General features: G+C 67.3%; 14 protein-coding genes and 2 pseudogenes. 10 read left to right on the top strand and 6 right to left on the bottom strand.

Features of this window, described 5'->3' with window-relative positions; all coding sequences use genetic code 11:
• Positions 1-250, bottom strand: a pseudogene (locus ACFYWY_RS37440) (hypothetical protein); the annotation flags it as partial.
• A gap of 304 nt (positions 251-554) precedes the next feature.
• On the opposite strand from ACFYWY_RS37440, the gene ACFYWY_RS37435 reads away from it, so the two are divergent.
• Positions 555-974 (top strand): hypothetical protein, encoded by a 420-nt coding sequence (locus ACFYWY_RS37435; RefSeq protein ID WP_389195747.1) that lies wholly within the window; start codon positions 555-557, stop codon positions 972-974.
• An 80-nt stretch (positions 975-1,054) separates the two neighbouring features.
• On the opposite strand, the gene ACFYWY_RS37430 is transcribed toward ACFYWY_RS37435, so the two are convergent.
• Complete coding sequence (locus ACFYWY_RS37430; RefSeq protein ID WP_389195745.1) at positions 1,055-1,453, bottom strand: VOC family protein; 399 nt, start codon at positions 1,451-1,453, stop codon at positions 1,055-1,057.
• Positions 1,454-1,546: 93 nt separating this feature from the next.
• Here ACFYWY_RS37430 and ACFYWY_RS37425 point away from each other — a divergent pair, with 93 nt between their 5' ends.
• Positions 1,547-2,548, top strand: coding sequence for a helix-turn-helix transcriptional regulator (locus ACFYWY_RS37425; protein ID WP_389195742.1), 1,002 nt, complete (start codon positions 1,547-1,549; stop codon positions 2,546-2,548).
• A gap of 119 nt (positions 2,549-2,667) precedes the next feature.
• Here the strand turns inward: ACFYWY_RS37425 and ACFYWY_RS37420 are convergent, their stop codons facing one another.
• Positions 2,668-3,042: a winged helix-turn-helix transcriptional regulator gene (locus ACFYWY_RS37420; protein ID WP_389195739.1), complete on the bottom strand. Its 375-nt coding sequence runs from the start codon at positions 3,040-3,042 to the stop codon at positions 2,668-2,670.
• A gap of 141 nt (positions 3,043-3,183) precedes the next feature.
• Here ACFYWY_RS37420 and ACFYWY_RS37415 point away from each other — a divergent pair, with 141 nt between their 5' ends.
• From ACFYWY_RS37415 to ACFYWY_RS37405, 3 genes are read left to right on the top strand one after another with little or no spacing between them, the layout of a single operon-like run.
• A complete protein-coding gene (locus ACFYWY_RS37415) occupies positions 3,184-4,146 on the top strand; it encodes an NADP-dependent oxidoreductase (protein ID WP_389195736.1) in 963 nt (320 codons plus the stop codon).
• 34 nt (positions 4,147-4,180) lie between these two features.
• Positions 4,181-4,501 carry an NIPSNAP family protein gene (locus ACFYWY_RS37410; RefSeq protein ID WP_389195733.1) on the top strand — a complete coding sequence of 107 codons (321 nt, stop codon included), beginning with the start codon at positions 4,181-4,183 and terminating at the stop codon, positions 4,499-4,501.
• Positions 4,502-4,549: 48 nt separating this feature from the next.
• A complete protein-coding gene (locus tag ACFYWY_RS37405; RefSeq protein WP_389195730.1) occupies positions 4,550-4,993 on the top strand; it encodes a heme-binding protein in 444 nt (147 codons plus the stop codon).
• A gap of 149 nt (positions 4,994-5,142) precedes the next feature.
• Here ACFYWY_RS37405 and ACFYWY_RS37400 read toward each other — a convergent pair.
• Positions 5,143-5,437, bottom strand: a pseudogene (locus ACFYWY_RS37400) (helix-turn-helix transcriptional regulator); the annotation flags it as partial.
• A 157-nt stretch (positions 5,438-5,594) separates the two neighbouring features.
• Between ACFYWY_RS37400 and ACFYWY_RS37395 the strand changes: the two are divergent.
• Positions 5,595-6,527 (top strand): zinc-binding dehydrogenase, encoded by a 933-nt coding sequence (locus ACFYWY_RS37395; protein ID WP_389195727.1) that lies wholly within the window; start codon positions 5,595-5,597, stop codon positions 6,525-6,527.
• Between the two features lie 603 nt (positions 6,528-7,130).
• Here the strand turns inward: ACFYWY_RS37395 and ACFYWY_RS37390 are convergent.
• Complete coding sequence (locus ACFYWY_RS37390; RefSeq protein ID WP_389195724.1) at positions 7,131-7,706, bottom strand: TetR/AcrR family transcriptional regulator; 576 nt, start codon at positions 7,704-7,706, stop codon at positions 7,131-7,133.
• A 224-nt stretch (positions 7,707-7,930) separates the two neighbouring features.
• Here ACFYWY_RS37390 and ACFYWY_RS37385 point away from each other — a divergent pair, with 224 nt between their 5' ends.
• Both ACFYWY_RS37385 and ACFYWY_RS37380 read left to right on the top strand, forming a co-directional pair.
• Positions 7,931-8,629 (top strand): DUF2306 domain-containing protein, encoded by a 699-nt coding sequence (locus ACFYWY_RS37385; RefSeq protein WP_389195721.1) that lies wholly within the window; start codon positions 7,931-7,933, stop codon positions 8,627-8,629.
• 118 nt (positions 8,630-8,747) lie between these two features.
• Positions 8,748-9,410: an MBL fold metallo-hydrolase gene (locus ACFYWY_RS37380; RefSeq protein WP_389195718.1), complete on the top strand. Its 663-nt coding sequence runs from the start codon at positions 8,748-8,750 to the stop codon at positions 9,408-9,410.
• Here the strand turns inward: ACFYWY_RS37380 and ACFYWY_RS37375 are convergent.
• Complete coding sequence (locus ACFYWY_RS37375) at positions 9,397-9,858, bottom strand: Tn3 family transposase (RefSeq protein ID WP_389195715.1); 462 nt, start codon at positions 9,856-9,858, stop codon at positions 9,397-9,399. The two genes, ACFYWY_RS37380 and ACFYWY_RS37375, sit on opposite strands and share 14 nt — an antisense overlap.
• Positions 9,859-10,264: 406 nt before the next feature.
• On the opposite strand from ACFYWY_RS37375, the gene ACFYWY_RS37370 reads away from it, so the two are divergent.
• Both ACFYWY_RS37370 and ACFYWY_RS37365 read left to right on the top strand, forming a co-directional pair.
• Entirely contained in the window at positions 10,265-11,101 is an 837-nt protein-coding gene (locus ACFYWY_RS37370; protein WP_389195750.1) for a BTAD domain-containing putative transcriptional regulator, read from the top strand.
• Positions 11,102-11,304: 203 nt separating this feature from the next.
• Complete coding sequence (locus ACFYWY_RS37365; protein ID WP_389195712.1) at positions 11,305-13,656, top strand: GDSL-type esterase/lipase family protein; 2,352 nt, start codon at positions 11,305-11,307, stop codon at positions 13,654-13,656.
• The last annotated feature ends 117 nt before the right edge of the window (positions 13,657-13,773 follow it).

Genomic DNA, 13,773 nt, shown 5'->3' with positions numbered 1-13,773 from the left:
CCAACTTCGCCCGTACACGGTTCACTTCGTGTGCGTCCACCCATTCAACATGCTCCCGATCAGGCCCGACCGGAAGACCTAACGGAGTCCTACTAAGAGCGAGCTCGGCTGCACTCGCGGCCTGCTTTGATCCGCCTCGGATCTGCCCGATGCGCTCCATCGAGGCGAGGAAGCTTCTCTCAACCTGCTCCGCGGCTTCGCGTTCGGCGGGCAGATCGAAGGCGCGGGTCGGCTTGGCGAGGACGGCCACAGAGGCAGCCCCGGGGCAAACCGACGTCCTCTCCCGAGAGTTGAGCATCAATGCAGCTCGATCGGCTCCTGTGCAGCCCTCGAGCCTGTGACACCGTAATGAACGAGGGGAAAAACGTGCTGACGCACATCACCGACGTGACACTGCGACGCTCGTCTACACCGCCGGAAAGGCGCTCGCCGTACTGGCCCTGGCCGCCTGCGGCACCTCCCCGGGCCCGGAGGACACCGGCTCCGAGAAGGCACCGAAGGCCTCGCCAGCATCCGAGAAGCCGCTGCGCATCGGGCAGCCGAGCCAGCAGACGGTGAAGCTCGACGGACATGGAAAGTGGGGCGAGTTTACGATCACGCCGCAGCGGGTGGTCGTGGGCAAGGCAGCCGACCTGGATGAACTGGAAGATCCGAAGTGCAAGGGCTGGGCGCCGGTCTGGGTGTACGTCAACGCCAAGCTCGTCGGAGACGCTCCGATGACCGGACCCATGGTGATGTCGGACACGGGCGTCCTCCTTGCGGGGGACGTGCCGGTCCAGCGGCTGCTCATCCTCGGCCTCGACCTGAGCAGCAAGCCCGCCGACTGTGAGGACGACGATCCTGATGCCCTGTGGCAGAAGGGCGAAGACCACACGAGGTGTGCGCCGTACCTCGTACCCGAGGGCAAGGCGATTTCGAGCATCACCTACTCCAGGGGCTACTACCAGCCCCCGCGGAAGTGGACGGTGCAGTAGCAGGCCAGCTGTTGAACGGCACTGAAGAGTTCAGTCGCGCACGTGCTGCGAGGCCTCCCGTGGGGCCAGATGCTCTGTCGTCAGCGAGCGAACTTCTCAATGGCGGCTGAAGTGACCGGGGTGAAGAAGTTGACGAGGTTGCCGTCGGGGTCGCGGAACAGGAGCGCGCGGTTGCCCCAGGGCATCGTGGTGGGCTCATTGACGAAGTCCTCCACGAAGCCAGTCAGGTTCTGGTGCACGCGGTCCACGTCGTCGACAAGGAACTCCAGGATGACGCTGCGGTTGTCGGCCGGGCGTGCGGAGCCAGGCGCGAACAGAGGAACGGTTCGGGTGCTGGCGATTGCCAGGGTGGCCGAGGTGGTCCTGAGCTCGGCGAAGTCCTCGTTGGACCAGCTCGCCCGTACTCCGGTGGCGCGCTCGTAGAAGTTGACGAGGCGGGCGACGTCGCCCGCGATGATGCGGATCGAGACGAAGTTCATGGCGGTATCTCCTGGTCGGCCGGTGCTCTTGATCCACAGGCTACGACCGATACCGGGCAGAACCTGCCCGGTATTTGCGGGAGACTTCTGGGCATGTCCCGCCCCATTGCTCGCGTGCTCACCTTGCTGGAGCTCCTGCAGTCGGGAGGCATCCGGACCGTGGCCGAACTCGCCGATCGGCTCGACGTCGACGAGCGCACGGTGCGGCGGTACGTCGGCCACCTCATGGACCTCGACGTGCCCGTGGAGTCGGTGCGCGGCCGCTACGGCGGGTACCGGCTCTCGTCCGGTTACCGCATGCCTCCGCTCATGCTGAGCGACGACGAAGCACTCGCCGTACTGCTCGGCCTGGTTGCAGGTCAGCGAGCCGGTTTGATGACGGCCGCGGGTGCGGCGAGCGAGACGGCAGCGGCCAAGGTCCGGCGAGTGCTGCCCGAGCGGCTCGGCCGCAGGCTCGACGCTGTGCTCGACTCCCTCGCCTTCACGACTCCGTCTGGCGAGTCAGCCGTCCCGCAGACCGCGGTGCTGCTCTCGATCGCCGATGCGGTGCGCCATCACCGGCCGATCTCGGTCCGGTACACCGCCGCCGACGGTCGGCGCAGCGAGCGCACGCTGCACCCGTACGGGCTCGTCGCCCACTCGGGCAGGTGGTACGTAACGGGTGTGGATCCCGCGATCGGCGAGGACCGGATTTTTCGGCTGGATCGCATCGTCGGTGCGGCGATTCTGCCCGGCTCGTTTGAGGCGCCCTCCGGACTCGATCCGGCGCAGCGCGTCCTGTCCGGGCTCGCCACGGCTCCATACCGACATGAGGTGACTCTGCGGGTGCGGGGGAGGGCCGAGCAGATCCGCGCCCGACTTCCCGCCGGGATCGCAATCGTGAGCGACTTGCCTTCAGCGGGCGGCACTGATGTGCAGACAGAGCAGTGGTCCAGCGTCGAACTGCGTGCGGACCGGCTTGACTGGGTGCCTGCCGTGCTCGCGTCGCTGGACTTGCCGTTCGTCATCGAGCGACCGGATGAACTCCGCGGCCTCGTCGAGGCGCTCGCCGACCGGCTCGCGCACTCGGCCCGGCGAGGAGCACCTTCCGGCTGACCGCTCATCAAGGTCCATGTCGGCATGGGTCTTCACTCCAGGGGACTGGACTGAGCGGTGCCTCGCGGATACGGCGTGAAGGCGGGTTGCGGGATGTGCGTCGGCCCTGCCCGATGCGGTCAGTTCGAGGGTGCCCCGCTCCTGGCGTTGTCGATGTTTTCCTCGACCCAGGTCCGCAGAGAACGTAGCGGCACGGCCGCGCTGTGGCCGAGGGCGGTCAGCTCGTATTCCACGTGGAGGGGCACCGCGGGGTAGACGGTGCGGTCGACGAGGCCCTCGTCCTCCAGGCGTCGCAGGGTTTGGGTGAGTACCTTGGGGCTGACTCCCTGAAGGATTCGCTGGAGGGCGCCGAACCGCTGGGGGCCCTCTTCCAGGGCTCCGATGGCCAGGGCTGACCACTTGTTGGCCAGGAGGTCCAGCATGGCCCGGCAGGGGCACTGGGCCGCGTAAACGTCGTGGTGGGCGTGATGCCCGCTCTGGCAGTTTGTGGTCACGGAGAGCGCTCCTCAATAGAATGCTTCCCATTGGGAAGTAGGGTCCCTTGATGGTAACTACCTCCCTGGGGATACGGTCAAGCTCAGCAGCCCAGGGCCGACAAACGGCCCTTCGACAGGCTTTTACAAGGGAGTTGACTCATGTCCTCGATGCGCGCGGTAGTGCAGCACACCTTCGGCGGCCCCGACGTCCTGCGGGTGGAGGAGGTACCCCGGCCCGTGCCGCTTCCGACCGAGGTACTGGTGCGCGTGCACGCCGCCGGCATCAACCCCGTCGACTGGAAGACCCGGGCCGGCGGCGCCATGGCCGGGGTGCTCGGGGAGCCGCCGTTCACTCTGGGCTGGGACGTCTCCGGCGTCGTGGAGGAAACCGGCTTCGGCGTAACCACCCTCATGCCCGGCGACGAGGTCTACGGGATGCCGTGGTTCCCCCGCGCGGCCGGCGGCTACGCCGAGTACGTCACCGCCCCCGCCCGCCAGTTCGCCCGTAAGCCCGCGAGCATCAGCCACGAGCAGGCCGCCGCCGTACCCCTGGCAGCCCTCACCGCCTGGCAGACCCTGGTCGACACCGCCGACGTCCGCCCCGGCCAGCGCGTGCTGATCCACGCCGCCGCCGGAGGCGTCGGACACTTCGCCGTCCAGTTCGCCAAGCACCTGGGCGCCCACGTCACCGGCACCGCCAGTGGCCCCCGCCACGACTGGCTCACCGCACTGGGCGCCGACGAACTCATCGACTACACCACCAGCCGCTTCGAGGACGCCACCAAGGACATCGACGTCGTCATCGACCTCGTCGGCGACGCGCACGACAACACCAGCACCCGCTCGCTCGACGTGCTGCGCCCCGGCGGACTGATCGTCGCGATCCCCGCCGGCGTCTCGCCCGAACTCCTCCAGGCGGCACAGGACCGCGGCGTGCGCACCAGCGCCTTCCTCGTCGAGCCCGACGGGCCCGCCCTGACCCGCATCGCGGAACTCATCGACGCCGGGGAAATGAGCGTGGAGGTCGAGGAGGTCTTTCCGCTGGAACAGGCCGCCCAGGCCCACACCCGCGGCGAGAGCGACCGCACCCGCGGCAAGCTCGTCCTGCGCGTCACGTCCTGACCACCCAGCCACGTACACGAAAGGGAGTTTCCCCATGTTCTACGAGCTTCGGCGCTACCAGACCCGGCCCGGGTGCCGGGATCAGTGGGTCCGCTACATGGAGGAAGTCGTCCTGCCGTTCCAGGCGTCGAAGGGGATGTCGGTCACCGCGTCCTTCATCGATGAGGAGGACCCGGACGGTTACATATGGATCCGCCGGTTCCAGGACGAGACGCAGCGCGAGGAGTTGTACGCCGCCGTCTACGACAGCGCGCGCTGGCGGGACGAGATCAGTCTGGTCGTCCACGGCCTGCTGATTCCGGAGAACTCCGTGATCACCCGAGCGGTTCCCACAGCGCGGTCCGCGCTCCGCTGACGGCACTCGAGTCGAGAAGCGTCACTCCCCAGCAAGAGAGGGTTTCTGATGAACACCGCAACGCACGCGAAGTCCCTGTCCGCAGACTCGATCAGCCGCTCCGCCGCCTCGGCGCTCATCGAAGCGGTGCGCGCGGCCGCCGAGGAGATCGGATTCGAGGTGGCTGTCGCGGTCACCGACGCCGGGGGCCACCTGAAGGCGTTCGAGCGGGCCGACGACGCACCGTTCCTGGCCGCCGAGGTCGCCGTCGACAAGGCCTGGACAGCGGCGTCCTATCGCATCGCCACCCATGTCTGGAACTCCTACGTCGCGAACCCCCAGGTCGCCCCGCTCGCCCACCACCCCCGGCTGATGGCCGTCGGCGGCGGATACCCGGTGATCGAGGACGGCAGGGTCATCGGCGGTCTCGGTATCTCCGGCGGCACCTACGAGCAGGACCAGCAGGCCGCAGAAGCCGCGCTCAGCTCTCTAGGCTTCGACATCCCGGCCTGAAATACGGCCCCCTCGCGCTCGTGCGGGGCGGTATCCGGCAGGACCGGCAGCCGGGCACGGTGTGTGCGGCCGCCGGGCCGATGTCTTCGGCACCTGGCCGACGAAGCGAACGATTTTGCAGTCTCGAACGCTGCCGCGCGGCCCCGCCTTGCCGTTTCGCTCGCCGTACTCGTGGTCGTCATCAAGCCGGCTCGCCGACCCGCTACCAGGCCGAGCAGCACGGCGAGTGCCTCGTCGTCGCTGGAGCATGAGCGGGAGCATGCGGTAACCGGAGGCGAGCCGGTAGCCGCCGTGGCGGCCGCGCACCGACTCCACGGGCACGCCGAGGTCGACGAGGTGGCCGACGTACCGTCGCACCGTACGTTCCTCTACCTCCAGCCGATCGGCGAGTTCCGCCACGGTCCGGATGCCTCCCGACTGCAGGAGCTCCAGCAGGGTGAGCACGCGAGCGATGGGGCGGGCATGCCCAGAAGTCTCCCGCACATACCGGGCAGGTTCTGTCCGGTATCCGTCGTAGCGTCCCGCAGGGACTTCGTCTCTATCCGCATCATCACGGGCGACGTCGGATGCCAGCGTTGCGAAAAGCAAAGGAGAATGCACCATGCGTGCTGTCATGAACACCAACAACGGTATACGTGCCATCGATACCGACGAGCCGGACGGAACCGGGGTGCGCCTGTCGGTCGCTTCTGCGGGGATATGCGGTACCGATGTCAACTTCGCCGCCACCGGCGTCACCGGATTCATTTACGGCCATGAGTTCGCCGGAGTGGCCGACGACGGCCAAGCGTATTTCGTCGAGCCGACCATATACGGCGGAAAATGCGAAGAATGCCGCAACGGCAACCCGCAACGCTGCACCGAGCCCGGCCACGGAAACCTGGGGATTTACAGCAACGGCGGCATGGCCGAAACGGTCGTGGTCCCGGAGTACACGTTGTTGGCTCTGCCTGCCCAACTTGACGTGAAGACAGCCTGTCTGGTCGAGCCCGGCGCGGTCGCGTGGCATGCGGTGCGCCGCGCGCAGGTGCAACCAGGAGAGCGCGTTCTCGTGGTCGGTGGCGGCTCGATAGGACTACTGGCTGCCGCGGCGGCCCAGCACCGCGGATTCGACGTCGACGTGGACACGCGGCACGGCCATCAGCTGGCCGCTGCCGAACGGCTGGGATTCGATCAGCCGAGCGGAGCCTACGACGTGGTGATCGACTCGGCGGGCAGCGAATCGAGCCTGGTTCGGTCCGCCGACGCCGCTCGGCCGGGAGGCCGGATCGTTTCGTTGGGCGTCTATCAGAACATGATGCCGATCCCGGGCACACTGAGCCTTATCAAAGAGCTCAGCTATGTGAGCAGCATTGCCTATGGCCAGCACGACGGGGTCCGCGAAGTCGAGGAAGTCGCATTCATGCTGGCCGAGAAACCCGAAATCGCGCAGACCATCATCACGCACCGGTACCGGCTCAAAGACGCCCAGGAAGCGTTTCGCGTTGCGGCAGACCGGAGATCCGGCGCGATCAAGGTGGTCATCGAGCCCTGACCGCGCTGCCCGTACGAATGTCCTCTGCACTCGGGACCGCGCCCTGCAGGGTGGATGAGGTGTTTGAGCAAAGGCTCGCCGCTCCCCGTCGGTGAAGCGGAAAGGTCGCTTTGAATTCCCGTCTGCGAGGCGTGCCGACGACGAGTACGGTGCCGAGCTTCGCCGTCAGCTTGCCGAAGACGGCCCGCAGTTCCGGCTCGCTGTTGGGCAAGGGCTTTGTCGAAGACCTTCCTTGGCCACTGTCTCCGCCCGAATCCACCGGCTGATGTCCGAGCCGACCTGATCCTGGAACGATGGGAGCCTTGCTGCCTGCGGTGATGGGCTTGTATTGGGTTCAACACCCCGCGAGTAGCAAGGCATCTGTCAAGTGAAGTCCTCTCATGCCGCATCGCATGTGTCCGCCAGGTTCGATGAGCTGATCCTGGATCCACCGGTAGATGATCGAGGCGGGACAGGGCTTACGCAGAGAGGTGCCCGCTGGGCTGGGAAGATGGGAGTTCCAACTCATCAGTTCATGGACGCGGCCGGCAGCCCACGGGACCGCTGGCGGCCGCCCCGGCACGTACGCCGTCGAAAGCCTGATGGCCCCGGCGGGCGGCCTGGCTATAGCCCGAAAATCGCCGACAGGGTCCTGGTGGCGAGGTCTTCGGGAGGTTCGTCCATGCCGAACCTCTGATGGGGCTGGCGCAGGCTGAGTACTGCGAGGCCGTGCAGCGTGGCCCAGATGGACCTGGCCATCAACTCCGCCGACGCTTTGGGGGAGATGATCGCCTCGCGCTGTGCGTCGGCGACGGTTCGCAGGAGTACCTCGAAGGACTCGTGACCGATCGGGCCGGCGCCCGGCTGGCTGCGGAACATGGTCACGAACAGGTCGGGGTGGTCGTGCGCGAAGCGCACGTACGCGCCGCCCAGGCGCAGCAGTCGCTCGGCCGTGTCCGTGGTGCTCGCTGCGGTCTGCTCAAGGCTCCGGTGCAGAGTTGCGTAGCCCTGCGCGGCCACCTCGGTCAGCAGTTCGTCTCTGTTCGCGAAGTGGCGGTAGGGCGCGGAGGTGCTGACGCCCACCCGGCGGGCGACCTCGTTGAGGCTGAACTGCTCGTGTCCTTGCTCGGCCAGGATCTCCCTGGCTCCGTCGATCAGCGCCTGCCGGAGCGCGCCGTGGTGGTAGCTCGTGCGTGGCACCTGCCTGCTTCCCTTCTGGCCAACGTCGGCAGCCAACATGTCAGTTGTGGCGCGAGTGTCGTAACCAAATCGATGTGAGCGATTCTAACATTGGCTGCTATGTTAGCGGCACTCACATTGGGGATCCGTCCTAGGAGCAGGGAGCAGGGATGACCTCCGTCGCAACGCCCGTACAAGGTAAGCAGCGCCCGCGGAGAAACCGGGGAAGGTGGAGTTGGGCCTGGGTGACTCTGTCTTCGCTGGCGATATCCGGCTACTTCGTCGGCCAGTACGCCCAGGGCACGCTCGACGCCCTTGCCAAGGAAGAGGTCGCCCTCGCGCCCACCTATGCCTCTCAGGGGTGGCCGATCCAGGTGACCTTCTACGTCCACATCGTCTCCGCCGGGCTGGCTCTGATTCTGGGCCCCTGGCAGTTCTCCCGCCGGCTGCGCAACCGGCACCTGCGAGTGCATCGCGGCGTCGGGCGGACCTACATGATCAGCGTTGCGCTGGGCGCGCTCACCGGGCTTGTCATGTCGATGTTCAGCTCCGTAGGGATCCTGGGCTTCTTCGGATTCGGCACGCTGTCGGTGCTCTGGGGATGGACGGCCTGGCGTGCCTACCGCGCCATCCGCGAGCGTGACGTGCTCAGCCACCAGGCTTGGGTGATCCGCAACTTCGCGCTCACCTATGCAGCGGTCACGTTGCGGCTGTGGTTCGGCGTGCTGATCTTCGTGCAGGTGCCCTTCGTGCACGGCGACGATGCATTCGAGCGGATTTCCGAACAGGCCTACGCCCCCGTGCCCTTCCTGTGCTGGCTGCCCAACCTCGTCATCGCCGAGCTCATGATCCGACGTCGTGGCCTGCCCGCACTGCACATCACCTCAGCCCCCGCGACCGGACACGGCAAACCGCCCGGGCAGGCCGCGGCCACCGGTGGATGACCTGATTCACGGCAGCCGGCCGGCCAGTGAGTCGAGCGCTGCCGGCCGGCCCCGAACCACCCTTGGCCCGCCCCACACGCCCTCGTACTCCGACACCGTCACCTATCCGGGAGATGCCATGACCGTCTACACCGTCAAGAACATCGCCTCGTCCGCCTTCCTCGTCACCGACGAGAAGGGGGCCATGATCGTCGACACCGGCGTCGCCGGGCGAGCCCCCGCGATGCTCACGCAGATCGCCGACGCGGGCCTGCGCCCCGCCGACGTCACACTCATCCTGCTCACCCACCACCACGCCGACCACACCGGTTCGGCGCTCGCCCTGCGCGAGGCCACCGGAGCGCCCATCGCCATCCACCGCGACGACGCCGACCAACTCCGGCTCGGCGGCCGCGTCGACCTGCAGCCGACCAGCGTGATGCCCCGGCTGATGAAGGTCATGCTCTCCAGAGCCGAAATCCCGGCCATCGAGCCCGACATCATCCTGGACGACGAAGAGGACCTGACCCGCCACGGAGGGATCGGCCGGTCCTTCGTGACCCCTGGCCACACCCCCGGATCCGTCTGCGTCCTCCTCGACGACAACAGCATTCTCGCCGGCGACGCTCTCTCGGGCGGCCTCATGCGAGCCCGAATCGCGCGCAAGCCGATGTTCGCCACCGACCTGGACGCCGCCGCCCGCAGCATGCGTGCCATCGCCCACCTCGCTCCGACCACCGTGTACGTCGGCCATGGCGGCCCCCTGACAGCACCTTCCGTCACAGCACTCAAGACCCCGTGAAACCACCCCACCGTCCTCGGTAGCACCTGCGTACCACCAGACTCCTCACACTGAGCGCGCGCCTCGCGCTGGGGTGTCGACCGCCCGGGCGAGGTCCGGGCACGGCCGCGGGCATCAGGTCGAGCCGTTTTTCCATGCCGAGGCGGAAGATGCCGTACGGATTGACGGTCGACCACAACAGAGCGGTCAGGCCGCGCCGGTCCTCGTCGCTGAGCTTCTTGGTCCACATGGGCTCGGCCAGGACTTGCTGGAGTGGCAGCGTGTTGATGTGGACGAGGCTGGACTGGAGCAGGTGCAGGTGCAGCGCGAGCATCGAGGTCTCGGCGTGCTCCTTGTCCGGGCCGGTCAGGGCGCCGTCCTTGCCGTAGAACCCAAACCGTTCGGTCCACCATGCGCAGCATCCGCACACACTCTGGCCACCACAGCCGCTCTCCTCGCGAGCCTTCACTGACGGACCGTCAGATCAACGACACCCCAAAGTTCTTCGCCCGCCTGTCACCCGACCGGATCCGACGTCAAATCCGCGAGGGTCAATCCACGCCGAACGGAAGTGACGGAAGTCTGACGCGCATCCGCAGCCGCTGGTCGGCCGCCTCGTCCGGTGCTCGAATTGCCGGGCAGGCGCTGAACAGCATTCCGGTGGACGAGTGGAGACGCGCGGCTGTGTCGCACCGGCACACAGGCCGTGGCATCCCTGGGCACCGGGTCCGGCGATTGCGTGCCCGTGTAGGCCCTCATCGGCGAAGGCCGAAAACGACGGATCCAGTACGCCGCCTCCCGGTACCTCCGATATCGGACGACGTTCGAGAAAGGCACTTCGATTGCACGTGCATGTGTTGGGCCCCGTGGAACTGATGACCGACGGCGGGACTGCGGTCCGGGTTGCGACCCGTAAGCGACGCGTGATGCTCTCCCTCCTGGCGCTGGAGGCCAACCGCGTCGTACCCCTCGACCGGCTGGTGGATGTGCTCTGGGAGGGCGTCCCTCCCGAGCATGCCCGCACCGTCGTGCACGGGCATATATCCGCTCTTCGACGGCTGCTCGGCCGTGGCTTGTCCATCGAGACACGCCCGCCCGGATATGTCCTTGGCATCGATGTCGACAGGGTTGATGCGCACCGTTTCTCGCAGCTGGTGAAAGCGGCCGCCGAGCGGGCCGAGGACGCCGAGGCCGTCGGCCTCCTTCGTGAGGCCCTGGCACTGTGGCGCGGACACGTTCTCACCGACCTGGGAGGAGCCAGTTCCTGGCATGACCTCGCCACCCCCTGGGAGGAGACGCGTCTGGCTGCATGGGAGGCGTTTGCCGAGCGGCTGCGCCGTATCGGACGGCCCGCGGAGGCCGTGGCCGGCCTGCGGGAGGAACTCGGTCTGCATCCCTTGCGTGAAAGTCTGGCGGCGCAGCTTGTGGCCTGTCTGCATGAGGCAGGACGCCAGGTCGATGCTCTGGAGGTGTACGAAGCCGTACGTCGGCGCCTGGCAGAGGAACTGGGGCTGGATCCCGGCGCAGAGCTGAGGCAGGCGCACGCGGCCGTATTACGTGCGGATACCGCGAGTTCCTTGAAACGGAATTCGGGATGGAGCCCGGCCCCGGACTCGGGCCGGCGGTCGAGCCTCGGCTCGGATCGTTGCTGCCATGTCGCTCACCGGGCCGGGCGCGGGCACCAGCGGCGGCACTGCCCTCCATCTGCGTGATGGCACCTCTGCGGGCTTCCCCTGCCGCCGACAGGGCCGGGAACCGATCAGCAGCATTCCGTTAGCCGGTCGTTAGCGACTCCGGTGAGAGTGGCCTGCGGTTCGCTTCGGCGACCGCGATGAGCAGGAGGAAGACGTTGTCTTCATATTTTTCGAGATCGCGATGGGTTTCGCGGCCGCGGTGGTTGGCCGGGATCCGTGTGGTGGGGCTTGTTCTTTCGGTGGCGCTGCTTGCCGGGCTTCCCGGGCCGACGGTCGCGCGGGCCGATGAGTTGCCCAGCGCGTGTGACGTGGAGGCTGATCCGTCCACGGCCTTCGTCACGGAGGTGCCGAAGGACGACCAAACGACGGTGAGCATCGGCTGCGTGCGGGACGCCGCGACCGAGCGGTGCAAGACGTTCTGGGACGACAACTCGTGCGGTCTCCGGCCATTTCTGCAGGACGGCAACGATCTGATGATGATCGTCACCTTCCACGGGCACGGCAAGGCCGACGAAGACTATGTGAGCCAGGTGTACGACGACATCCAACGCGCCCAGAACGAAGGGCAGTCGCTGGGCGTATACCTCAGGGCCCGTGCCCAACAATACGATCCCCAGCTCTTCCACTCTCCCACCGATGACGTCGACCTCCAGGGGCGGGCGCTGAAATCGGGCAACAGTCTGATCATCGTGGTGCCGAGGTCGGAGATCGGTACCGTGGCGAACTGGTGGCAGAAGGCACTGTCCACCCTGGTCGGTCTGGCAGCGGGGGCCTTGCTCGGTGCGGGGTGCCTGATCTCCTTCAACGTCGGAGCGCCGGCCGCAGGGCCGATCTGCGCGGCCCTGTCCGGATTCGGCACCGGTGTGGTCAGTGAGCTGCTCAACGCCTACTTCGACGGCAGGTCGCTGAACGACGGCGAGGTCTGGGCCGAAGCGATGGCCGTAGGTGTCTGCGGCGCCATCGGCGGCGCGCTGGTGGGCAAGCTGCTGACCTGGACCGAGGTCAATGGTCAGCCGCTGTTCGCCAAACTCCAGACCATGCTCCTGACACTAGCGAAAAAGCTCTGGTTCGGTGACTCGGCACTGACCGCCCTCGCCCAAGGCTTCAACCCCTTCTTCCCGGCCTTCCTCAGGACCATCGCCCGGATCGCCGGTGGCGTCGGCGCGAACCTCCATGTGATGGTCGTCGGTGACTCGATCAGCAACGGGTTTGAGGGCAACCACACCTGGCGGCACCGGCTGTGGGAATGGGCCCAGAACCAGAAGTGGCCTGCCACCTTCGTCGGACCGCTGAGCGGAACCAAGAAGCCGGACGACCCTCACCCGCCCATACCGCCGCCCTTGGGCGAAGACGAAAAGGCCCCCCATGCGGAGCCGGATCCCGCCCAGTTCCAGGGAGCCTACGCCGAAGACGTCAAGGACGGATTCGTCAATGGCGGATCGGCGCACTACGCGATGTGGGGCCGGCAACTGGGCCAGAACGTGCACACCATCAAGCCGGTGATGGACGAACTGAAAGCCAAGCAGCAGCTGCCCGACGTGCTCCTGGTCGAGCTGGGCTTCAACGACATCGGCTGGCGCGGCGCCGGCGCCGGCCTGGTCGACACCATGAAGGACTTCATCGACCAAGCGCGCGCCGCCAACCCCAACGTCCACCTTGTGCTGGCCAACGTCCCGCACCGCACCACCCTGGGCGACGCCAACCCGCAGCTGCCCCAGCGCACCACTGACTACAACACGGCCCTGGCCAAGGCGATCCCCACCTGGAGCACCGCCGCCTCAGCGATCCTGCTCGCCGACATCGACCAAGCGTTGGGCTGCGACCCGAACGCGACCACATGCGCAACCACCTACGACGGGCTGCACCCCAACACGCTGGGCGAGTACCGCATCGCCCAAGCGTTCGGCACCGCACTGCACAAGGAGTTCGGTATCGGCTCCGAGCTGCCCAAGGCGCCCCACACCGTGTCCACCCAGCCGGTGGAAACCCCCACCGGCCTTGAGTTCGACGGCACGCAGCAGGGGGTAACCGTCACCTGGCCCAAAGTCTTCGGTGCCCACAGTTACGACATCCAGTGGCGCGACATCACCACCGACACCGCGGCCACCTGGCAGCAGACCATCCTCGCCGCCCAGACCAACCGCTGGGACCTGTCCTGGCAGTTCACCAACCAACCCCACGACGGCCACACCTACCAGGTACGCGTACGCGCGGTCACCGGGGACAGCGACGACTACAAGTCACCATGGTCGGCCCCGGTCACCGGAGTGGCCCACCCCACCACAGCCCCACCCCCCGCGACCATCAACGCCAGCGCCGGCGCCGGATCGATCGACGTGACCTGGACCCCGCCAACCGGACCACACACCGACACCATCACCCGCTACGCCCTGTGGATCTACGACGAGGACACCCCCACGGTGCACTCACGCATCATCGGCTACCCGCCCTCGGCTCGAACCGCCCACGTCACCGGGCTGACTCCCGGCCACCACTATCGGGTGTTCATGGCCACCTGGAACGCGGCCGGCGAGGGCAAACCACGGATCGCCGACACCGTCATACCTCAATAAACGTGCCTACCCCGCCCCCTGCGGGGGGGCCCGGGGGGGCCCCCCCCCCGGGGCGCCCCCCCCCGTTTTTTGAGGTCCCCGGGCGCGTGGGGGGGGGGCCCCCCCGGGAACAGAAAA

The organism is Streptomyces sp. NPDC002870 (assembly GCF_042888505.1).
Taxonomy (GTDB): Bacteria; Actinomycetota; Actinomycetes; order Streptomycetales; family Streptomycetaceae; genus Streptomyces.
This window is presented reverse-complemented; position numbering and strand designations above follow the sequence as displayed.